Below are 22,234 nucleotides of genomic sequence, written 5' to 3' on the forward strand. Positions count from 1 at the left end.
ACTTCATAAACATTAATTGGTTCATCTCTACCTTTAACAGATGCTCGGTCTAAAAACCTAATTTGATATTTTTCTGGATTTTTTAAACCCTGAAAAGCTGATTCAGAAATTAACAAAGAAACTCCATAATATTTAGTTAAGCCTTCCAAACGAGCTGTCAAATTGACATTATCAGAAAGTGCGTCTCCCGACATCCGAGTTTTCTCTCCCACTATACCCACCATCATGTGACCCCAATGAATACCTACCCCAATTTTAATGGGAAATAAACCTTGATCTTGTAGAGTTTGATTATATTTATGTAATTTATGAAGCTGAGAAATAGTTGATTGTAGAGCATCATCAACACCATTCGGAAATACTGCCATAATGCCATCTCCCATAAACTTAATAATCAAACCATTGCGATCGCGAATTTCTGGGGCAACTTGTTGTAAATAACCGTTAACAAAAGCAAAAGTTTCTTGAGCTGTCATCTTCTCAGATAGGGTAGTAAAAGAACGAATATCAGAAAAGAAAATTGCCATTTCTTTACAAACTCGATCGCCTAAATTAACATCAATAATATTTTCTTTAGAAAGTAATTTTACATATTCGTGGGGGACAAAACGTCCGTAAGCATTAGTAATTTTTGATAATTGAAGATGAGTTTTAAGTCTAGTTAATAATTCATCTTTGGCAAAAGGTTTAGTCAAATAATCATTGGCACCAAATTGAAAACCCATGACTAAATCAGCTACTTGATTTTTAGCTGTTAACATTAAAATTGGCAAAGTTTGGGCAGGATATTTTTCCCGAATTTTAGCGCAAACTTCATAACCAGACATATTAGGCATCATTACATCTAGCAAAATTAAGTCTATATTTTCTTCTTTATCTAAAGCAGCTAAAGCACTTTTTCCATTTAATGCTTGGGTAACTTTGTAGTTATTTGCTGTTAAGTGATTTTTGAGAACTTGAATATTTATTGGTTCATCATCAACAATTAAAATGTGGAAATTACCATTAGCAAGCTCGGTTTTAACAGAAGTAATTTCTTGAGGTGTTTCTACTAGCTCTACAAGATGAGGAGTAATTTCTTGAGGTGTTTCTACTGGATCTTCTACAAAATAACGAATACTATTGATGGTGGCAGTAGTGGAGGTCTCTGCTACAGATTCTTCTGAAATTGGTAAGGTAAAGTAAAATTTGGAACCAACACCAACTTCAGACTCCACCCAGATATGACCGCCGTGGAGTTCGACTAATTGTTTTGTGACTGCTAACCCTAAACCTGTACCGCCATATTTTCTACCTGTGGAACCTTCTGCTTGTTCAAAAGAGTTAAAGATGCGGTTTAGTTTATCAGCGGGAATACCGATACCACTATCTGAGACGACGATCCTGACTTCTTGAGATTCCTCTATATTTTGATTGGAGTATTCTCGGGCCTGAATTTGCTGATGGGGGTTTATAGAATTTTTGCTAATTACTTCTGCCAAAATTTCGACCTTACCAGACTCAGTAAATTTAATAGCATTGCCAATTAAGTTATAGAGAATTTGTTGTAAACGGTTTTCATCGGCATAGACGGGGGGTAAGTCTTTGGGAATATTATTTACTAACTGTAGATATTTATTTTTGCTGACCAAAAATTTATTTAAGCTAACTACTGTCTCTACTACTCCATAAACATTAATAGCCCTAGTTTGTAATTCTAGTGTCTGGTGTCTGATTTTAGAGAAGTCAAGAATGTCGTTAACAAGATTAGATAGACGACGAGCACTAGAAACTATCATGCTTAAGTTAGATTGAATGAGTGAATTTAGTTGTGCTTTATCTCCTTCCAAAAGAAATTCGCCAATACCAATAATGCCATTGAGGGGGGTTCGGAGTTCGTGGGAGGTGTTAGCTAAAAATTCGTCTTTGAGGCGGTCTAGTTGTTTGAGTTGTTCATTTTTTGCTTCTAAGCTTTCAAAGGAATTTTTGAGTTGGTTTGCCATAAGGTCGAAAGAGTTGGCAAGTTCGCCTACTTCATCGTGACGGTGAATATTGAGAGGGTTTTCCCATTGGCCTGCAGCAATTTCTTTCGCAGCAGTATTAAGTTGTAAAATTGGTTGAGTAACCCAGTGAGTAGTGGCTATTCCTACCAATATAGATATCATCAAAGCGCTAAAACTTAATAAAATAGTGGTCTTGGTATTGGCGTTTATTTGTCCCATGAAGTCATTTTCAGGAACGACTACAACTATTAACCAATCAAGACCTTTACCATCTTTAACTGGCATAACTCTGGTATAATACCAAGATCCATCAATTAGAAATTTAAGCTTGCGATCGCTATGAATATTTTTAAAATCACCAAAATGTTCTTTTAACTTTTCGACAGTAGCGCTGAGTGTAGGGTCATTACTTTCAATGGCAGGTAGACGTTCGATCTTCCGCTTTTTGCCCTCTTCCGTAATGATAAATGGTGTCTTAATTTGAGAACTGACGACTAAATCTCCCGATCGCTCCATAATAAAACTCTGTCCGTTAGCACTAATATATAAGTTACTCAGGAAACTTGTGACTTGCACCAGGGTTGTTTTATTTGAGAGGACTCCCACAAACTGCCCACTTGAGTTGAAAATAGGTCTGACTGCTGATATGTCTAAGGAAGTATTTTCACGGGAAAAGGAAGCAAAAATTGGACTCCAGGTTGGTTCGCCTAGCTCCTTTGCTGCTTTATACCATGGGCGATCGCGAGGATCGTAAGCTTTTCCTTTTAAATATTCGCTGATATTACCTTGATTATTAAGTAAGTAAGTTTCCCGAATAGGTTGAGTCGCAAAGTTACGAATTTTAAAAAGAATATCTCCATTTTCTAAACGTTCAACCCCGATAAATTCTCCTTCTTCATTGCCAAAGAAGAGATAATCTTCTAAATCTTGTTCTTTTACAACTTGCCAAAAGTAAAGTCTCAGAGCAGCAAAATCATCAACATCTAAATTTTCACTTTCTATGGCATCATTAGTTACTCTTAAAACTTGATGGGATTTGTTTAGATATCCTAAAACGTGCTGTTCAATACCACTGCTAATTTTGTGGGTTAACTGGTTAGCAAGGTTATCAACAGTTTGTCGCCCATTGATCAAAGAAAAATATCCCACTAATCCCACAGCACCAAAGATTTGTAGAACAAAAGGGACAATGAGGACAGTTTTCAGGGGAAGTTTGCTAAACATTTTGCCCAGGTTAAAGGATAAAGTTTTAAATATAAAAAAGTTTTGGAATATTCTATAAACTTTTATATAAAGTTAAACAGTTAAAAAGTTAAAAGTAATACAAAATTCAAGCCAAGGTAGTTACATCTTAATTTGTGATTTATTCCTACCATAAAAAATCTATATTTCATAAAATCTAAAAATTCAACCTTTTTTGTTATGTTTTTATTTTCCTGTTCCCAGTTAAGTTTTCCCTGTATCGTGACTGTAGCAATATTTTATGAAATTTGTCTAACATGGTTAATTTTGGATTAAACACTAGCCTTTAAGGTGAGAATATCTTCAGCAATTATACTGAAAAAAATTTAAAACTTCCACTTTGTATAGACCACCAATTAGGGTTTGCTGAATAAATTGGTTGGTGGGAGTAGGACACGGAGACGCACCAGACGCGGGGACACGGAGACGGCGGAACAGGCAATGGTTTCGCCATTTTATGTGAAGAAATTTTCTTGAATTTCAGCAGAAAATTTCAGCATTTTGAGGTAAATAAGAGCCAATAACTCAGGAGATAAATTGAATATAAAAAGCTCCATTACCTTAACTAAGCTGACTTTTAGCTTTATTCAGCAAACCCTAATTACAGTCTTGAATAAGAAAATAGTGCCGCTACCCAGAAGTTAAAAGTCATGCATTTAAAAGCGAGTGCTAATTTGCGAGGTTTCCTAAAGTGTGAATATTCATCAAAAAGGAAGAAGGAAGAAGGAAAAAGCGATTTAGCTAAACCGCCGTTGAGCCTCACACCATAATTTTAAAGAGGAGTATGAGATGAATCAGCGGCCAATTGAATAGGTTCGATGCCCATTCAATTTGCACGCTATCCCAGCAGAAGCTTTCGCCCTAGTTGAAAAACTTGTATGATTATATTGCAATAACCCCGGAAATTTTCCACCATGGGGACTGCCTACCAATATAAATTAAGGCCCAATAAAAAACAGTTAGCCACAATAGAAATGTGGTTGGAATTGTTGCGTCGGCAGTACAACTATCGGTTAGGTGAAAGATTCTCATGGTGGTCAGAAAATCGCTGTCCAGTTAATGCTTGCCCCAAGGTAGATGCCAATTCCTCAACTAAGAGACCATCCAGATTATTACTCTCAAAAAAAAGATTTAGTCAATACCAAAGACAAATTTCCAGAATATAAGCTAATTCATTCTCAGGTATGCCACGACTGCATAAAACGGGTAAAACTTGCCTTTGATAGATGGTTGAAAGCAGACAAAAATGGACATAAATTAGGGAAACCAAGGTTTAAGGGAAAAGGTCGTTATCGTAGTTTTACTTATCCTCAAATCAAGCAAGACTGCATTCAAGAAAACAAGATCAACTTGCCAAAAATAGGCAATATAAAGTTAATTCAACATCGGCCGTTACCTGATGGTTTTCACTCTTAAACTGTGACGATTAGTCGTAAAGCTGATGGTTATTATATTACTTTATCCCTAGAAGATAAATCAGTTCCAGCTTTAACAACTAAAGTTGAACCTACATTAAAAAATACTCTCTTGATTGATATGGGGCTTCATGAATTCTTAGTAACAAGGGTCGGAGAATCTGTCCCTATACCTCAATACTATCGCTCTTCTCAGAAGCGATTAAAGACCCTTTAGATAGTTATTTATATTGTTTTTCCCTTTTTTTCAATATTTATCCCTTCTTCCTTCTTTCCTCTTCCTTCTTTCATACGGACGCCCTTATGCAACGTCCCTACCATTTGTAACAAACATTTATCACGCTTGGTATTAGAAACTTGATGGGTAAAGATAAAATTTGTTATGGCAGAAGGAAGGACTGAAAGACCAAAAAATCTTGTGTTGTCTGAGTTTTAAGTTTTCGATCTGTCCTCACCTTTCCTTTGACTACCAGATCATTTTTTGACTTTTATTGAATAAAGTGTTATTTATAGTATTTCCAAAATTTCACCCTCAAGCTGATAAGCTTTTGACTTTAAAATTTTGACTTTTGACCGGAATATTTAGGGCTTGCTGATTAAATCTCAAAGTACTGGTAAATAAAGGTATTGGCCTTTTGATCGTAGAAAAAACTGTGCCTGTTTCAATTCACTTACCCTCAAAAAGTGAGTATGCGTGGGGTGAGTATGGCAGGAAAATCTCCCGAACAATTATTCCTTCTACTTTCGAGCGTCTTCCCACCCTTACCACACGAACCAACTCCCCACATTCCCCTCCACCGGAGGGGTTAGGGGTGGGTCCCCACCCACCCACGCTTCGCTTTTTTCAGCAAACCCTATTTATGGGATTTCCAAAATTTCACCCTCAAGCTGATAAAATTTTAACTTTATAACTTTTGACTTTTGACTTTTGACTTTTGACTTTCATCCCTGCATAACCATTAAAAAAATTGATCTTTAGTTTTGATCCCAAGAAAGTCTGTGTAAGAATTCCCTAGAAGGTTTGTTCCAGCTCTTGGCCCGACATTGTTGGTCGCTAGTCATTTACGCGATCGCGAAAGCAACTCAATGGCCTTGCAATATTGAAGGACCTTATCGATGGCCAATGGAATTGTTCACCTGGGGTAGCGATCGCTGATTCAACGTTAGTCTGTAAAAAAGTCAAACTCAGTAACTTAAAGATTAAATCTGGATATTTATGAAGGTTAGCGCGGTAAAAAATTAACAGTAACTGTTAATAATCAAATAGAACGAATTTAACATTAAATTATTAACAGACAAAAAATATCTCAGCGGAGTAAAATCTATAGTCTTTCTAGTTGCTATAGTTGGAATTATTTCTTTTCCTTGACTTGTGACTAATTGCTTCCAAGGTTAGCCTTGTTTTTTCTTTTATCTGATAAATAATTCCTTGATAATAAGCGGCTATTTTAGATTTATCGGCATCAGATGAAAAAACTTCACTGGTATTCTCGCTAGACTCACATATTATTTGAATTGACTTTAATTCTTCTGTGCAACATTGCAGCTTTTCTTCTATTTTTTCGTAGTGGTCGATTTTCTTTCTGAGGTTAGAAACCCTATTCTCGCTCTGCTTAAATATCAGAGGAACAGCCACAAAAGATAAATTAGCTAACAAGCTGAGAGATAAAGCTGCAAGTCGTAAAAAGTTGGATTGACTGAATTAACTGACTGTCACTACCCGAAAAAACCACAGAACTTTCAGGTTTTGCCGTACCTTCAGGAAAATATTCAATAGTCCGGAGTTTTTTATTTTGCTTCGGGTGTTCCCATTCGTTGTATTCCGGCCTTGATTTCTTCTCTTCTCTCCAACCTTTACGGTCTTGAGTAGACACGATAGGATAGTTAGTTTTGAGCTTAGAATTACTGCCTTTCCGGTTAATCAACGACGGATAACCTGTTTGCCATTCCTCAAACCATTCATCAAAGGTGACAGCATATCCTAACCTTAAAGACAGTTCATCATGCAGCGCTTTGATAGCTGAAGCTTGCACTGCCACAAGTGGAGCTGTGCCTGACAAATACCTAGGATGATTTCCATAAGGCTCGTCGAGGCGAGCGCTACTGCTGTATCTCCAAACCTCAAAATTAGGCAGTTCTTCAGGATTATCATTGCTTAACAATCCTTGCTGTAATTTCAATTTAGCCATGCTCTCCTCCATCTTCTCAATTGTGGAGCGAGTATAACTCTTAGGGATTCCTGTAGCCATTTGCGACCTCTTAGTAATAAACGTATTCAACAGATTGACGGAACTGTTCCCAAAACCCTGACAGTAATCCTTCTACCAAGTCTTGCAATTTTTGATCATTAAGCTCCTCAATCCGTTTTTCTACCACACCTTGAATAGACCAAGGTTTGCTTCCCTTAGCTCCCCAGTTAGTGATTGCATTATCCAACTGAGGAAACTTCCCCTTAACCTCCTTCGGTAAACCTTGCCAAAAATTCTTAATTCCTTGCCTCCCCTTCATAAAAGCTTGCTTAATAGCAATAGTCCGAAAATCTGATAATAAGGAAAATCTGGATTTCCGGGGAAACTCATCCATGCACCGACTTTTAGTGTAAACTGCTCTATCCTTTTCCTTATATCCGGACCCCAACCTATTAATACTATTGGAGGTCTAAGACCTTGCGCCCCTGTCGGCATGGTCATAATCGTTGTCGCCAACTCAATTCCGACTCCAGGGATACTTGGGCGTCGATAAACTGATTCGTACCGACTTTGGGGCCTGTAGTCGTGAACTTCATCTGTTCCAGGAGCGTAGTGCCCCGATGCATTGGCAGTGCGCCCTGTGCTAAATGTACTGGAATGCGAGGGAATAGTTTTAGCGCCTTAGAGAAATTACTCAAAACATGGTGGGATATGCCAAAAGCGGTGGATGGATTGCCAACCTTCCTCCGACAGTCTGGATGGTCAGCTCTCCGGTGGTAACGTTGGTGCGCTCTACCTCAAATTTTTGGCCTTTGAGTTTGACCTTGTGGGAGTCGTACTTATTTGTAGTTACTTCGATCCATTCCCCGGCCCTGACTGGTGTGGCCATCTACTCTTCCTCCTCGGTGTCGCGATCGCAATTCCACCGAACCAAATCAAGAGTTATGAAACAGGATTGTTTGAAGCGTCAAATTATGAGGTTTAGCAGTTTGGGATTTATTCGGCCAAACCTCTAATTAATTCCAAAAGCTAACATGGCTAAAATCTCCTTGGCAGTTAAATTTAACGTTAACTGACAAAAATCTGACATAGAGTATCCATCTAGAGCGCGTGGGGGTTTCTATTATGCTGTCCCCCCCGCTTCCTTAAAGATATTTGGAGGTAATTAATGACTGAAAATGACTCAGTGGAAAATTTTGTGACCATTGATAAAGATTCTATAGCTATTTCAGCTAGTTATCTGGCTAAACAATTAAGTCTTGTTGAGGGCAGTCGCAATCATAGAGCTTGGGATATTTATAAAGAGATTGTCGCAAATTCAGGAGTTCACCATAATTTCGATGGGTCAGTCGGACAACAAAAGGACTTGATACAAATTGCCACCTTTGCTTTATCAGCAGTGGAGTGTTTTGAAGAAGCAGTAGAGGACTATGACAGTTGATGGCGATCGGGAGGTTTTGGGACTCAAATTATTTTGCACTCGAATAGACGTACCCGATTCTTTTCTCGATCTAGAAATATTGCTGAAGTCTCAAGATTACAGGAGGACGATGTCAAGGATAGTCCCTTATTGTCTCAACAATATTTACGGATGTGTAGTTGAACAGCGATGGGAGAAAACGAAGAAAACATACCGCAAACAGAACCTTTGACACCACCGCAGGAAGACAATACACTTCCTGGCGATGGCAGACGGACAAAGTGGCGATCGCTACCACAGGAACACCTTTATTTAGCTCTTGTTGCTTCTGCTAGATTGCTGCAATTTTTCTGGTTCTAGCCGTGCAAAAACTCGCGCAAATGTATCATGAGATGGAATGCCATTAGGGAGTTCTAAAAAACTTTTTAGCCATTCATATTTAGACTCACCATAAGCTTCTATATCTACCCATGTATCCGCGCCACAAATTACAGCACAAATCGTAATTATCATAATCTCAATTAATTTATGACCTTTAGTTCTATCTACCCTTGGGTATTCTAGTTTATTAAAATACTCATAAATACTCTTTTTGGGCTGGAGTTTCATTGTGAAACTTTTCTATTATTACTAGAATAATTCTCCTCAATAAAACTCTAATATTCAGTTTTAATTAGTTTGTTTTCAGTATTAATTATGAAATTTATTTGATAGTTTTGACGGTTGAAAGTTTGGGTATTTTTTGATGGTGATTTGAGAAGCGATAGACTGGAAGTCCGCTTTCCTACGGAATGCTACGCAAACGCGTTGGCGGAGCCTAGCGGCAGCTATATCGCATAGTCTCCATTTGAAATTATCTCCTTGGTCATTTGTCAAAAAAATTAGATGCGTTTTCCGTGCTAACCCTTCCTGGGAGGGGAACTCAGGAGTAAACCCACCCCTAACCCAACCCACCCCCACCCCTCCCAGGAGGGGATCTAGGAGGGAAGTCAGGAGGGAAGAAGAAGGAAGAGGATAAGAAATTTTTTCCTGAACGCTATTAAAAGGATATTAGACTTGTCGCTAAATAAAACCTGAAAAGTGGCGATCGCAAAATTGTCAAATCGTGGGTTGCACCCATCAATCTATGCTACCATCAAGTAGAAATTCCAGAGTCCTACAGCAGTTAACATGGTAGCGATCGTCTAAATCTTTGATCCGATTTCTGTAGATTGCTGTTGTTGCATTGTATCTTTTGACACCTGATATCGTGTGTTCACACTTGACACGAACTCTACTTTTTTCTCTGGGGGAATTGTTTCTGTTTGTCTGTTAATTCTTTCTTTCTCGGCTTTTTCGTGGGTCAGCTTGATGTTAACAAATTCTTTCTGTAATCCCGCGATTGCCTGAATCAACATGAATTGTCACTTCCAAAACGCACAAATTCTACCAGTTTTTCTTCCAGAAAGTTGCCGAATGCCCATGCACCTTACCCTCTCGTGATGAGTGAAAGCACTAAGACTCTCTTATTCTCGTCTGTCATAATTAAATGTTGACTCGTATGACGCAAATTTTTACCTGAGTAATGATTTTTTTGCTTCTGTTGCTCTTTTGGACGTTGAATTGGCCGTTCTGTGCCATCAATCATTACTTATGCAGGCAGATGGAAATCTGGTAATGAATTCTCCGACGCTTTCCAATTTACGTTCTGGTAAGGCCATTTTTTTTACCAATGACTTCTCCAGTATTGGTTGTAGCCTTAACATCCAACGATGTGCTCGACTGCGGTGTAAGTCAAACAATACTCCGGCCACATCAAAGGTAGGATAGCATTTAAAATAGAACAAAATAAAAAATAGCAATTTTATGAAGCTTGTAGCAATCTGGCTTTTCTACCTCCCCCTCAGGCTCGGAGTCGAGGCTTTTGGGTGGTGGCGTTCGCGGAGCGTGGCGTCAGCCGTATCGCTTCGCTGTTAAGTTGGACAGAAAAAGCTGGCAACAATTCATCAAATGCCTTACGGTTTAGTCCAGTTAATGCCCTTAACAGTCGGTCTTCTTTAAGCACTCGATTGATGTCTAGCATTTTTCCATCTCATCTAGTAATACCAATTCTTACTTTACCTTATTAAGCGACAAGTCTATTATAGAATACTATGTCCAGATGATTACAGCGCTTTTGCTCATTGATGAACCACATCTTCACACATCAAACGTTGTGGGGACGTTCCATGGAACGTCCCTACTCTGGTCTACCCAAATGAAAACCGCTGTAAGTATAGCAACCGCCTGGTTGGTGTTTGACAATTAGTGCGAGCATCTTGCTCGCGTCATAAATCATCATAATTACCCAATGTCCTAACTATAGAACCCCTAACCGTATCTTTGCATGGGGTATGTACTTTTAGCTGCGGTCCTGAGTCTGAGCAAGCTGTGGAAATTCAGGAACGAGAATAGAGGAAAAAGCGGATGCGACCCCGCGCCGCCCGATAGCTTCCCTTGCAGGTAGAAAATGCTCCCATCTCCCCATCCCCCCATCTCCCCATCCCCCATCTCTTTTTAAATAGATCTCAAATGGGTTCTATAGTGGTGACTGCTATATATTGACATCCTCCCGATGCTGCTCTACGAGACAGCGCGGGATTCCCGCTCCATCACTGCTAGAGACTTTCTGTTTCTGCCGCACCCGCCTTCCGAGACTTACTCCCTTCTGGTCTAAAAGCGCGCTCCACAGACTGACACTGCTCCTCCCGCAGCCAAAATATTTACCGAAGCGTTTATATCCATCTAAGAACCGCTATTAAACGGAGATGATATAACGCACTATCTATTAATGTGTGACAGCTCAATTAATGATGCCGTCACACAACCCTACTATAAATAGAGTAAAAGAGAAAAATTAAACGTTGGAATATTCAGGAAATTTAAGAATTAGAACTACATCGTTTCATATATTCCCATCCACGTTGGGGAGAAACGCGATCGCGTCCAATAGTTTTCGCAATCCATTCTGCCACTTTTGGTCCAGTCCAGGTTTCTTGGTCTCTGGGTGGATTTTTAAGTGCTATGCGTAATTGTTCTTGTTGTTCTAGAGTCAGTAAAGCATGAGAAGGATAAAATTTTCGGGTTTTCCGTCGATTTAAAATGGCATTTGGTCCTTGTTGATTGTAATTTTTTACTATATCTTTAGCGTAATCATAGTTAAAACCCAAAGCTTTAGCTGCTTCTTTTATCGTCCAATTTTGAGACACTAACCACAAAAGGTGCCAGCGTCGAGATTCGACTCTATCTCTAGTTTGGAGATAACGTGTTTTGATTTCTATTTCGCTCAGATGAGATTTGAGATAGGCTTTTTTAGGCATCTTTTTCTACTTTATCAGGGAGTAATAAATATTAGTAGCTCGACTCTGGGAAGCAGTAGAACTCTGTTCTGCTCAACGCAATGGCTATCCCAGAAATAGATGACCCTGTAAAGTTTAAATTCACCGTTACAACTGGAGATTATTTCTTTGTTAAGGTAGTAAACCTTTTTGAGCAGTTTAACCGTAATTTTTAATTTACGGACTAACACTTAATCTGAGAAATATCTATTAGTTTTATTAACTTTGCAGTTGTATTATTTACGGTTTAGTTATTTATCTATATATACTATATCATTTTATAATATATGTGTAAATACATAAAAGACTTTATTCAGATAAATTTTTCACTTCACAAAATCTTTACTTTTTTGATGAAAATCTTTATAAAATCTTTATAATGTTCAAATCTGGAAAAGAGGGATTAGGTAGGGACGTTGCATGCAACGTCCCTACAGAGTAGGGGGAAATAATTGATGATTTATGGGCGATAATTGATTGAATTTTTGAAGATCGCGCCTATGTCTAATAGGAATAGCCTTATTTTGAGGAATTGGTAAACTCCTAACTCCTGTAAGTCGTAAATTAAACTTCTCCCTTACCGAATAATTAAGGTAAAAATCCTCTCACTCGCCATGGAGAAACAAGAAAATATTTTCCTTTTATTCAATCCTATCCGTTTTAGGGAGAGGTAATTATCAATTATCCATTATCAATTATCAATTATTGAACTGACTTTACTCATCATACAATAAATAATTATCCAGATTTTATATGAGTAGATTAACCTATCCCACTATTTTTAATAGGTTTATTTGTTTAAGCAAAATGTGCTTAAAAAGCTGAATTTTTCGTTTTTAACTCTCAAAATATTTAGGGTTTTTAGCAAAAATCTGATTATATCAAGCCCGGTAGCATCAGTATTTTCAAGAATTTAGAATTTAGAATGCGCGAATTTAGAATTACCTCTCCTTGAAAAGAAGAGGATTGACTAATCATGAAAATTTTTATTTATTATCCCCTTAAAAGGGGAGGCTTTAAAGCACAATATTTCGGTAAAGGTTCTGGACTGCGACGCAAACCCTGTGGGTCGCTTCGGACGAAAATACGTTTTACTGCGTAATATCATGTCCGGATAATTAGTGATCAAAAAACTTTTTCTTTCTTCCTCTTTCTTCCTCTTTCTTCCCTCCTGACTTCCCCTCCTGGATCCCCTCCTGGGAGGGGTGGGGGTGGGTTGGGTTAGGGGTGGGTTGACTCCTGACTCCTGACTCCTTCATCATCTATTTATAACTGTTCAACCGGACATGATATAAGTCCTAATTAATATTGATAAAAACACTATTCGATTATCATTATATTTTCCCTTTTTCTTTACTCTTTCTTACTTTTTCAAGTTTAAAATATCATCATTATATTTTTTTGGAGATATCTAATACATTCTTAACATGAATAGTTCAACACAAAAATCCTATTATCAAGTCGGTGGTTGTCTCCCCAAAAATTCACCCAACTACGTCAAGCGACAAGCAGATGAAGACTTATATAAAAATCTCAAAATAAGTGAGTTTTGTTATGTTCTAAATTCTCGTCAAATGGGAAAATCTAGCTTGCAGGTTAGAACGATTAAAAGATTACAGCAAGAAGGTATTTCTTGTGTGGCAATAGATATTTCAGAAATAGGTAATAGGGGGGTTACTCCTGAGCAGTGGTATGCAGGTATTCTCCGCATTTTGGAAAATAATTTTAACCTCTCAGAATATGTGAATATTCGTACCTGGTGGCGAGAACGAAATTATTTAGCACCCGTACAACGATTAAGTGAATTTATTGAAACGATATTACTGACAAAAATCCAGAATAATATTGCGATTTTTATTGATGAAATTGATAGTATTCTAGCTCTGGATTTTCCGGTAGATGATTTTTTTGGATTTATTCGGTCTTGTTATAATAAACGTGCCAATAATCAAGAATATAATCGCTTAACTTTTGCTTTGTTAGGAGTTAGTACGCCTCAAGATTTATGTCAAGACCAAAATAGTACGCCTTTTAATATTGGTAGAGCTATTGAGTTAAGTGGTTTTAAATTTGATGAAGCCTTATCTTTGGTGGATGGATTAGTCGAAATTTGTCAGCAACCAGAGGAAGTTTTAAAAGAGATTTTATCCTGGACGAATGGACAACCGTTTTTAACTCAAAAAGTGTGTAAAATTATCATTGAAAATGGAACTGTAATTGTTAATCCCAAAATCGAATTAGAGGAGATAATTAAATCTCAAATTATTCATCATTGGGAGACAAAAGATATACCAGAACATTTGAAAACTATTCGCGATCGCCTTTTCAGAAAGGATGAAAGAATAGTCAGAAGATTAGGGTTATATCAGCAAGTTTTACAGAATGATTGGGCTGGAATAGTTGCCGATGATAGTCCTGAACAAATGGAACTGAGGTTATCTGGATTGGTAGTTAGACGAGATAGTAAATTAACTGTGGCTAATCCTATATATGCTGCAGTTTTTCACGAAGAAATGATTAATGAAGAGTTAGAAAAACTACCTCCTTATTCTACAAAAATTAAAGCATGGCTTCATTCAAACTGTGAAGATAAATCTTATTTATTGCAAGGGGAAGATTTACAATCTGCTTTAGTTTGGGCAGCGGGAAAAAGTTTAAGAAATCAAGATTTTCAGTTTTTGACTACTAGCCAAAGATTAGTTTTAGATGCTCAAATAGAAGCTTTAGAATTAACAAAAATAGAAACTAAAAAAGCTCAGGCAGAAGTTGTCAAAGCACAACAAAAAGCTAAACGTTGGATTTCCATAGGTTCTGCTATCCTTGGCACATCTTTAGTTTTATCAATAGGTTTTTCGCTATTAGCTTATCAAAGATTTCGATTAGCACAATCTAGTCGAGAAATTGAACAAACTGGCACTGATGCTTTGTTATTAGCAATGTTCAAAAAGTCAACAACAAATCAAGCATTGTTGGAAGCTTTACCCAAGGCGATATCTGCGGGACAAAGGTTAAAAGATTTAGTTAATAACAATATTCCTCTAGCAGAATATCCTGCGACTCGACCGATATTAGCATTACAAATGATTCTGGATAAACTTGACGAACAAAAACAATTTGAAGATAGTTTTCTTCAAAAAAGAAAGATTATTCTGCAAGGTCATGAAGGTGCTGTTACCAGTGTTAAATTTAGACCGAATCGAGATATTTTAGCTTCAGCAGGAGTAGATGGAAAAGTAATTATTTGGAATTTTGAGGGCGAAAAAATTGCAGAATGGCAAACGGAGCAAAAATCAGTTAATAGTTTAATTTTTCATCCGAATGGTCAATATTTAGCAACTGCTGGTAGTGATGGTACTGTGAAAATCTGGAATTTATTAGGGGAAAATTTATATGTATTAGAGATATCTCAAACTGAGGTTAATAGTATTAGTTTTAGTGCTGATGGTAAGTATTTAGCAACTTCTGGCATAGATATTCCTATTCAAATTTGGAATGTATCATCGTCTCCTATGACTATATTATCTGATTCAATTTTGAATGATAATGGTTTGATTAGAGCGGTTAGTTTTAGTCCTAATGGAAATTTTCTAGCAACATTAGATGGAAAGTCTACAATAAGATTATGGAGTATATCTGAAAATCAATTCAAAACTCTAGATGTGCAAGCTATTAGTATGAATTTTAGCGTTTCTCAACCCCAGCTTTTACTAACAGCAACATCAAATGGAGTAGTAGAATTGTGGCAGCTTTCTACAGGAAAGTTAATGAACAATTTTCAAAGTTTACATCTGGATACTAAGTTAGTTAGTTTTAGTCCTGATGGAGAGTTAATAGCTACTGTTGGAATTGATAGTATTGTGCGACTTTGGAATTTATCAGGACGGCAAATTAGTCAATTTGAATTTATGGAGAATGTAATTAGTATTAGTTTTAGTTCAGATAGTAAAAAAATTGCTGTTGCTGGTAGTAATGGTAAGGTTTGGCTCAGGTCTGTGGAAGATTTAGATGAACTTTTGAGTAAAGGTTGTCGTTTTTTAGTAGGAAAACCTAACTATTTTATGAGAGTAATTGAATTTTGTCAGAACTAAAATAAAAGGGTGCATCTCAATTTTGAATAAAGCCAAAAATTTATTGCTTTAGGGAACAGGGAACAGGGAACAGGGAACAGGGAACAGGGAACAGGGAATATATAGGAAAAAAGTATTTTTGCAAATATGAGATGTACCCAAATAAAAGGTGTTATACCAATTCTCATGCATTAATGCTATTAGGACTTACGCAAATTAACTTTAAAAACGCCATATGTAGGAGCGTTAGCGGCAGCTCTGCGTTAGCAAATGGCAAAACGCCCTCACTATATTTAGTTTCCATGCGTAAGTCCTGGCTATATTTAGGCAGCACTTCAGTTATTAAGTAATTAACACAGCTTGAATCACCTTTTTACTAATTTGAGCAAATTTAATGTTAATTATTCTTATGTTTACTTCTCCCCCACTCCCCTACTCCCCTACTCCCCTACTCCCCCACTCCCCTACTCCCCTACTCCCCTACTCAAGATACGGGTTGAAAAATTTTTGAGAAATGGTATTAGGTGTTGGATGTTATACAAATCTTATGTGAGGTGGTACAGAATTATAAAAATTACTAAACACTATTATAGATATCTCCAATAATAAAATATAAAATCAATTATCGCAGTCTTATTTATCAATTCTTTCTCCCTACTCCCTCTTTCCTGGAGATGTCTAATTATGTAAAATCAACCGAGCTTGAGATGAGATATAATTGAACCAATATCGAAAATATAAAATACCTACAATTTTCTTTCTTCCTTCTTCCTTCTTATACCAATTCCCATGCATTATTGCTATACTTGGGCAATACTTCAGTTGTCAATTAGTCAGCACAAGCAAAATCACTTTGCATACTAATTTCAGCTAAGTTAATGTTAATTATTCTTATGTTTGCTTCCCCTCCTGGCAGGGGTTAGGGGTGGGTTCACTCCCCCACTCCCCTACTCCCCTGCTAAACAAAATGTAGAAAAATTTTTGAGAAATGGTATTACTTCTTCCCTCTTCCTTCTGCTGAAAAAATCATTCAAAAATAAGCCGAATGGCGGATGTAAAATTGGTAGAGAATGTGCTGAGAAACAAAGAGTTTGAGTCAATATTGAGTTAGTTATTACATGGAGTAATGATAAATTGAATACAAAAACCTTTTTACCACTGTTGAGTGTTTCTTGCTACAAATAAATCAAAAAAAATCCGAGAAAACCCCGATATCTCAGTACAATTATTAAAAAACTCAGTATAAAAAGCGATGACATCATGAAGGAAATATGAAATAATAAAAACCATGTGTATATAGTACTACTCTACTGCTTAATACTGCAAAATTAAATATTATTATTTGAAAGGTTTAATAATTATGTCAGCACCCACTATTGGTTATATTAAGCTAGCAAATACCCTGAGTATAGTCAGTCAAAAGCAAGTTACTGGAAAGTTGAGCGTAGCTCATGGCAATCAAGAATGGCAACTTTATTTCCTATTTGGTCATCTTTTATATGCAAGTGGTGGACTACACCCTACCAGACGTTGGTATAGAGCTGTTAAGAAACATTGTCCTAACTTGAAATTTGAAGTTAATCAGTTCACAAATGTTCAACTATGGGAATATAAATTGTTGCAAACAGCTATTAGTAATAATCAGATAACTTTAAGTCAAGCTAAGACAATTTTGCGCACTATTACTGAAGAAGTTTTCTTTGCTATTATTAGTCAACCAGGTTTAACAAGAAGGTGGCATCCACAGAAACATTCAACTTCTCAAACAACTTTAAATTTACTTTTATCAAGGCGAGAAATTAAAGAAGTTCTTGCTTCAGCAAAAATACTTTCACAATCTTTACAAGATGAAGGTTTATCCCATATTAATCCCGATTTGGTTCCAGTTATCAAAAATAGAGATAAGTTATTAAATCAAGAACACTCAGAGTCTGTTTTGAAGATTGATAAGTTACTCAATGGTAAACTAACAATTTGGGATATTAGATTAGAAATGAAAATGTCATTACAGGTAGTTACTCGTAGTTTATATAGCTTTGAAAAACTCGGCTTAATTTATTTTATGAATGTAGAAGATTTGCTTCCACCTTCGGAAAAAAATCACTTGCCAGCGAGAGAAAAGAGTGTTAAACAAGCAAAAATTGCTTGTATTGATGATAGTTATAGTACTGGTTTTTTATTGGGTAAAATTCTCAAACCACTGGGATATGAAATTTTGCAAATTCAAGATCCAATTAAAGGATTAGTTCTTTTGGAAGAATGTAAACCCGATCTAATTTTTTTGGATTTAATTATGCCTAAAGTTAGTGGTTATACAATATGTGAATTTTTACGAAAAACTACTACATTTCAAGGTATACCAATTGTCTTTTTATCAACTCAAGATAGTATTATCGACCGGACTAGAGCTAGAATTGTAGGTGCTAATGATTACCTGTGTAAATCTTCTTGTCCAGAAAAAATTGTAGAAGTTGTAGAAAAGTATGTCAATCCTAAACATTCTATAAATGAGTCAAAAAGCAGTTTAGAACCAACATATAATTTGACTTTGATGGCTGTAGGAAGCTAAAACTAAATTGCGATAAATTATCAGTTGATTATCCATTAATGGTGATTTCGATCCAAGATTTTGCGGTTGTAAAATCTAGTGTCTCTATATAAACTAGAACGCAACTATCTACCTAATAATAACATTTTCAACAAATATTGCTACATAGGCTATTCAAGGTATTAGGTGGCACAGTGGTAGGTATAAGAAATAAAAAGTGAAGATTTTTCAATTCCGTTAAGCATCTATATTTTACTGTAACAATTTTTCTGGAATTTAGTATAATTTTGCTATATATCGTAAAAATCTTAAAAATTTAATAGCAATAAAGTCATTAAATCAACATTATTAACCTCGATTTTTCTAGTAAAATTTTCAGATACATTAATTTTTTAATAATACATGGCGAATGAAATAGTCTGTAGAGGGTTAAACCCTATAGAAAAAGTTTTATTTTATGATTAAAATAGAAATCAAATTATATAGTAAATATAAAATCTAATAAATATGTTAATAACTGATATAGGATGTAACAAAGTATGGAATGCTTTAGCTGCACTTAGTTACAAGCAAGCAACAGGTAAACTAATATTAGATAATGGCGAACAAAAATGGCAGATTTACTTTTGTCGAGGACAAATGTTGTATGCCACAGGAGGATTACATCAAACTAGGCGTTGGTACAGAACAATTAGTCAACATTGTCAGCATCTAAAATTTAACGCTAGTTTACTATCTACTGAAGAATTATGGGAATATAAGCTTCTTCAACAAGGTCTTACTGAAGAACAAATAACTTTAAAACAAGCTAAAACAATTATCCGTAGTAGCAGCTATGAAATTTTCTTTGCTTTAGCAAGTCAGTCAATTTTAAACCTCGACTGGCAATTAGACCGGGAATTAACATCAGAACTTTGTCCCAATTTAGTATTATCTCCATTAGAATTAAAGGAAGTTATAGAGGCAGCACAAAAACTTTGGGAACGTTGGCAAAAAATAGGTGTTAATGATATTGTTCCAGAACAAGCTCCGGTAGTTAAAAAATCTATAAAATTACAAAGTCGTCTTAGTGAAGAATCTATAGAGGTTCTTACTAATAAATTTAATGGTGAAAATACCCTGTGGGATATTACAACTAAAAAAAGGCAATGTCTAGCCTTAACAACCCGTACTATGTATCACTTTTTTAAACAAGGTTTAATAGAAGTTCGAGCTGTACCAGATTTACCTTCTCCATTGGAACAATTACGCCTAGCTTATTGTTCAACAAATCGTTATAGACCTCTCATAGCTTGTATAGATTCTACACCAACAACAGGTAAATTTTTAGAGCAAATTTTGATGCCTAAAGGTTATAAAATTGAGAAAATTACTGACCCAATGCAAGGAGTAGGATTAATGGCTAAAAAAAATCCAGAATTAATATTTATGGATTTATTTATGCCCGAAGTTGATGGTTATGCACTCTGTAATTTTTTACGGAAAGCTTCAATGTATAAACAAACTCCTATTATTATTTATACTGGACAGGATAATTATATAAATCGGGCTAGGGGATTATTAGTAGGAGCTACAGATTTTTTAAGAAAACCAGCAACCGCAACAAAAATCTTAGAAACAGTAGAAAAGTATTTAAAGTTAAAAAAACAGGAATATCAAAATAAAAATAACCTTTCGCAATCTTTAGCTTTGGCACCTGAATTCTGAAGATACTAATGCCGCTACGGAGAAATTAAAAGTCAAAAGTTAAAAGTTAAAAGTTAAAAGTATTGATTTGTAATTGTTTTAGGATTTTGTAACCAGTTATTTCCGCCATCCTGTACTAATACCAAATTCAAAAAAGTTCGTTACATCTTACAGCAGTTTCCGAAGCTATGAGGTACAGTTGTTTTTATTCTTTTATGTTCCCTGTTCCCTGTTCCCTCAAACCTAAAATTTTGTACCTCATAACAACAGGAAACGCTGTAATTTGTGATTTATTTGAAATAATTTTTTGAGCGTTGCTGAATTGAAGTATGAATGCGCCATTGTTTGGTTCTGGTCAATCCCCCTAAATCCCCCATTTAACAAAAAGCGCAGCATCCTCTGGATTCCCCCTTTCTAAGGGGGACGGGAGGGGGATAAAACGGGGGACTTTTAGAGTTTGATTCCCCCCAAAATTGGGGGGCAAAATAATACTCAGAATTAGCAACGCCATTTTTTGAAATTACTGTAGCGTCAAAGTTTTGAGCCTGTAAAATATTACTTTTGACTTTTGACTTTTGACTTTTGACTTCTAATAACTTTTGACTTCCGTGAAACGTTATAGGTAAATAGAAGGATACACCAGATCATAAAAATACTAATGATAGAATTAATGTCGTCAAAAATGCGCATTGAAAGCGATAGTATGGGAAAAATAGAAGTACCAACAAATCGTTATTGGGGCGCTCAAACTCAGCGATCGCTCATCTACTTCTCTATTGGGCAAGACTACATCCCACCAGAAGTCATCAAAGCATTCGCTATTCTCAAAAAGGCAGTTGCCCAAACCAACCATGAACTAGGCAAACTTCCTGAAGACAAAACAAAATTAATTGTTCAAGCAGCAGAAGAAATAATTGCTGGAAAACTAGATGGTAACTTTCCCCTGCGAGTCTGGATGACAGGAAGCGGCACCCAGTGCAATATGAATGTCAACGAAGTCATCTCCAACCGGGCGATCGAAATTGCTGGTGGAGAAATGGGAAGCAAAATACCAATACATCCCAACGACCACGTTAATATGTCGCAGTCATCTAACGATACTTTTCCCACTGCTATGCACATCGCCTCAGCAATAGCATTACAGGAAAAGTTGTTGCCGAAAGTCAAGAAAATGCGCGATGCACTCCAGGAAAAATCAGAAGTATTTTCCGACATTGTTAAAATAGGGCGTACTCATTTGCAAGATGCAGTACCGTTAACATTGGGGCAGGAATTTTCTGGATATGTGGCACAACTGGATGCAAATATGCAACACATCACTAATGTCTTGCCAAGTTTGTATGAATTAGCTCTAGGTGGTACTGCAGTGGGAACTGGGTTAAATACAGTTAGTGGTTTTGCCGAACTTGCTGCAAAATATATTAGTGAAATAACTGGGTTGCCTTTTGTGTCCGCACCTAATAAATTTGCTGCGTTAGCTGCTCACGATCCAATAGTTATGGCGAGTGGCATTCTGAAGACTTTAGCTTGTTCGTTGCTGAAAATTGCTAATGATATTCGGTGGTTGGGAAGTGGACCCAGGTGTGGGTTTGGGGAGTTGATTTTACCTGCAAATGAACCAGGGTCTTCAATTATGCCAGGAAAAGTTAATCCCACTCAGTGTGAGGCGATGACGATGGTGGCAACTCAAGTAATGGGGTATGATGCAGCGATCGCTTTTGCTGGCGCTCAGGGAAGTTTTGAGTTAAATACTTATAAACCGATGATGATATTTAATTTAATTCAGTCGATTAATTTGATTGCTGATAGTTGCAATAATTTTACTGATTTTCTATTAGTTGACTTGCAGGCAAATCAGAAAAAAATTGAGTTTTATTTGGAACAGTCTTTGATGTTAGTGACAGCTTTGAGTCCGAAAATTGGGTATGATAATGCGGCGAAAGTTGCTAAAGTTGCCCATGAGAAAGAGTTGACTTTGAAGGAAGCTTGTTTGGAATTGGGTTATGTTTCTGCGGAAGAATTTGACGAGATTGTTATTCCTAAAAATATGACTCATCCTGGGAGTTAGGAAGATTTGTAGGTTGGGTAGAACGGAGTGTTAGCGGAGCTTATCCGTTAGGATAAACCCAACACATATTTTATTAATAGATATAGATTTTTGTTGGGTTGCGCTGCCGCTTAACCCAACCTACCAAATTACTGAGAAGTCCTATTTGCTAAATCCAAGCCCCCTAAATCCCCCAAAATTGGGGGACTTAAAGATAGCAAATTGACTCTTGTTCCCCCCAAAGTTGGGGGGCTAGGGGGGCATTCAGTTAGCCGTAACTGA

General features: G+C 36.6%; 18 protein-coding genes and 1 pseudogene. 10 read left to right on the top strand and 9 right to left on the bottom strand.

The genetic code is table 11. From position 1 onward, the window contains the following. The coding region (locus SAGCYANO_RS07010; RefSeq protein ID WP_202219424.1) for a response regulator at positions 1–3,206 on the bottom strand (3,206 nt) is incomplete at its 3' end. A 932-nt stretch (positions 3,207–4,138) separates the two neighbouring features. On the opposite strand from SAGCYANO_RS07010, the gene SAGCYANO_RS44270 reads away from it, so the two are divergent. The 3 genes from SAGCYANO_RS44270 to SAGCYANO_RS44280 are packed head-to-tail and all read left to right on the top strand — an operon-like array spanning position 4,139 to position 4,856. Continuing rightward, positions 4,139–4,390, top strand: coding sequence for a helix-turn-helix domain-containing protein (locus SAGCYANO_RS44270; RefSeq protein WP_237395900.1), 252 nt, complete (start codon positions 4,139–4,141; stop codon positions 4,388–4,390). Further along, a complete protein-coding gene (locus tag SAGCYANO_RS44275; RefSeq protein WP_237395902.1) occupies positions 4,302–4,640 on the top strand; it encodes a hypothetical protein in 339 nt (112 codons plus the stop codon). Before SAGCYANO_RS44270 ends, SAGCYANO_RS44275 begins: the two co-directional genes overlap by 89 nt. 3 nt (positions 4,641–4,643) lie before the next feature. Further along, positions 4,644–4,856 carry a hypothetical protein gene (locus tag SAGCYANO_RS44280; protein ID WP_237395904.1) on the top strand — a complete coding sequence of 71 codons (213 nt, stop codon included), beginning with the start codon at positions 4,644–4,646 and terminating at the stop codon, positions 4,854–4,856. Positions 4,857–5,972: 1,116 nt separating this feature from the next. Here the strand turns inward: SAGCYANO_RS44280 and SAGCYANO_RS07020 are convergent. The 3 genes from SAGCYANO_RS07020 to SAGCYANO_RS07030 are packed head-to-tail and all read right to left on the bottom strand — an operon-like array spanning position 5,973 to position 7,222. Next, on the bottom strand, positions 5,973–6,296 hold the full coding sequence (locus tag SAGCYANO_RS07020; protein WP_202219425.1) for a hypothetical protein: 324 nt from the start codon (positions 6,294–6,296) through the stop codon (positions 5,973–5,975). Next, positions 6,286–6,888, bottom strand: a complete 603-nt coding sequence (locus tag SAGCYANO_RS07025) for a hypothetical protein (RefSeq protein WP_202219426.1) — start codon at positions 6,886–6,888, stop codon at positions 6,286–6,288. The genes SAGCYANO_RS07020 and SAGCYANO_RS07025 overlap by 11 nt, the downstream gene beginning before the upstream one ends. 10 nt (positions 6,889–6,898) lie before the next feature. Continuing rightward, positions 6,899–7,222 (bottom strand): hypothetical protein, encoded by a 324-nt coding sequence (locus SAGCYANO_RS07030; RefSeq protein ID WP_202219427.1) that lies wholly within the window; start codon positions 7,220–7,222, stop codon positions 6,899–6,901. Positions 7,223–7,440: 218 nt separating this feature from the next. Here SAGCYANO_RS07030 and SAGCYANO_RS07035 point away from each other — a divergent pair, with 218 nt between their 5' ends. The 3 genes from SAGCYANO_RS07035 (at position 7,441) to SAGCYANO_RS07045 (ending at position 8,608) form a co-directional block, all read left to right on the top strand. Then, positions 7,441–7,608, top strand: a complete 168-nt coding sequence (locus SAGCYANO_RS07035) for a hypothetical protein (protein WP_202219428.1) — start codon at positions 7,441–7,443, stop codon at positions 7,606–7,608. Between the two features lie 388 nt (positions 7,609–7,996). Next, entirely contained in the window at positions 7,997–8,269 is a 273-nt protein-coding gene (locus SAGCYANO_RS07040; RefSeq protein WP_202219429.1) for a hypothetical protein, read from the top strand. A 168-nt stretch (positions 8,270–8,437) separates the two neighbouring features. Beyond that, on the top strand, positions 8,438–8,608 hold the full coding sequence (locus tag SAGCYANO_RS07045; protein WP_202219430.1) for a hypothetical protein: 171 nt from the start codon (positions 8,438–8,440) through the stop codon (positions 8,606–8,608). On the opposite strand, the pseudogene SAGCYANO_RS07050 reads toward SAGCYANO_RS07045, so the two are convergent. From SAGCYANO_RS07050 to SAGCYANO_RS07060, 5 genes and pseudogenes are all read right to left on the bottom strand, one after another. Beyond that, positions 8,588–8,857, bottom strand: a pseudogene (locus SAGCYANO_RS07050) (ISAs1 family transposase); the annotation flags it as partial. The gene SAGCYANO_RS07045 and the pseudogene SAGCYANO_RS07050 overlap by 21 nt on opposite strands. 575 nt (positions 8,858–9,432) lie before the next feature. Continuing rightward, a complete protein-coding gene (locus tag SAGCYANO_RS44285; RefSeq protein WP_237395906.1) occupies positions 9,433–9,645 on the bottom strand; it encodes a hypothetical protein in 213 nt (70 codons plus the stop codon). A 71-nt stretch (positions 9,646–9,716) separates the two neighbouring features. Next, complete coding sequence (locus tag SAGCYANO_RS44290) at positions 9,717–9,875, bottom strand: transposase family protein (protein WP_237395907.1); 159 nt, start codon at positions 9,873–9,875, stop codon at positions 9,717–9,719. After that, a complete protein-coding gene (locus tag SAGCYANO_RS44295) occupies positions 9,868–10,074 on the bottom strand; it encodes a transposase family protein (protein WP_237395908.1) in 207 nt (68 codons plus the stop codon). Before SAGCYANO_RS44295 ends, SAGCYANO_RS44290 begins: the two co-directional genes overlap by 8 nt. A gap of 1,074 nt (positions 10,075–11,148) precedes the next feature. Next, positions 11,149–11,586 (bottom strand): helix-turn-helix domain-containing protein, encoded by a 438-nt coding sequence (locus SAGCYANO_RS07060; protein ID WP_202219431.1) that lies wholly within the window; start codon positions 11,584–11,586, stop codon positions 11,149–11,151. Positions 11,587–13,031: 1,445 nt separating this feature from the next. Between SAGCYANO_RS07060 and SAGCYANO_RS07065 the strand changes: the two genes are divergently transcribed. The 4 genes from SAGCYANO_RS07065 to fumC all read left to right on the top strand — a co-directional run bounded on the left by SAGCYANO_RS07065 (position 13,032) and on the right by fumC (position 21,973). After that, positions 13,032–15,692 (top strand): AAA-like domain-containing protein, encoded by a 2,661-nt coding sequence (locus tag SAGCYANO_RS07065; protein ID WP_202219432.1) that lies wholly within the window; start codon positions 13,032–13,034, stop codon positions 15,690–15,692. A gap of 1,339 nt (positions 15,693–17,031) precedes the next feature. Continuing rightward, positions 17,032–18,240, top strand: a complete 1,209-nt coding sequence (locus SAGCYANO_RS07075) for a response regulator (RefSeq protein ID WP_202219434.1) — start codon at positions 17,032–17,034, stop codon at positions 18,238–18,240. A gap of 486 nt (positions 18,241–18,726) precedes the next feature. Beyond that, complete coding sequence (locus SAGCYANO_RS07080; protein WP_202219435.1) at positions 18,727–19,926, top strand: response regulator; 1,200 nt, start codon at positions 18,727–18,729, stop codon at positions 19,924–19,926. Between the two features lie 661 nt (positions 19,927–20,587). After that, positions 20,588–21,973 carry a class II fumarate hydratase gene (gene fumC, locus SAGCYANO_RS07085; RefSeq protein ID WP_237395909.1) on the top strand — a complete coding sequence of 462 codons (1,386 nt, stop codon included), beginning with the start codon at positions 20,588–20,590 and terminating at the stop codon, positions 21,971–21,973. Positions 21,974–22,234 lie beyond the last annotated feature (261 nt).

The organism is Okeania sp. KiyG1 (genome assembly GCF_014132355.1).
In the GTDB taxonomy this organism is placed as follows: Bacteria; Cyanobacteriota; Cyanobacteriia; order Cyanobacteriales; family Microcoleaceae; genus Okeania.

Bases quoted from the DNA above. Each gene is read 5' to 3' on its own strand.
- SAGCYANO_RS44270 (WP_237395900.1), top strand. From the start codon at position 4,139: ATGGGGACTGCCTACCAATATAAATTAAGGCCCAATAAAAAACAGTTA.
- SAGCYANO_RS07060 (WP_202219431.1), bottom strand. From the start codon at position 11,586: ATGCCTAAAAAAGCCTATCTCAAATCTCATCTGAGCGAAATAGAAATC.
- SAGCYANO_RS07040 (WP_202219429.1), top strand. From the start codon at position 7,997: ATGACTGAAAATGACTCAGTGGAAAATTTTGTGACCATTGATAAAGAT.
- SAGCYANO_RS07065 (WP_202219432.1), top strand. From the start codon at position 13,032: ATGAATAGTTCAACACAAAAATCCTATTATCAAGTCGGTGGTTGTCTC.
- SAGCYANO_RS44290 (WP_237395907.1), bottom strand. From the start codon at position 9,875: ATGATTGATGGCACAGAACGGCCAATTCAACGTCCAAAAGAGCAACAG.
- SAGCYANO_RS07075 (WP_202219434.1), top strand. From the start codon at position 17,032: ATGTCAGCACCCACTATTGGTTATATTAAGCTAGCAAATACCCTGAGT.
- SAGCYANO_RS44275 (WP_237395902.1), top strand. From the start codon at position 4,302: ATGCCAATTCCTCAACTAAGAGACCATCCAGATTATTACTCTCAAAAA.
- SAGCYANO_RS07080 (WP_202219435.1), top strand. From the start codon at position 18,727: ATGTTAATAACTGATATAGGATGTAACAAAGTATGGAATGCTTTAGCT.
- SAGCYANO_RS07025 (WP_202219426.1), bottom strand. From the start codon at position 6,888: ATGGCTACAGGAATCCCTAAGAGTTATACTCGCTCCACAATTGAGAAG.
- fumC (WP_237395909.1), top strand. From the start codon at position 20,588: ATGCGCATTGAAAGCGATAGTATGGGAAAAATAGAAGTACCAACAAAT.
- SAGCYANO_RS07030 (WP_202219427.1), bottom strand. From the start codon at position 7,222: ATGGATGAGTTTCCCCGGAAATCCAGATTTTCCTTATTATCAGATTTT.
- SAGCYANO_RS07045 (WP_202219430.1), top strand. From the start codon at position 8,438: ATGGGAGAAAACGAAGAAAACATACCGCAAACAGAACCTTTGACACCA.
- SAGCYANO_RS44285 (WP_237395906.1), bottom strand. From the start codon at position 9,645: ATGTTGATTCAGGCAATCGCGGGATTACAGAAAGAATTTGTTAACATC.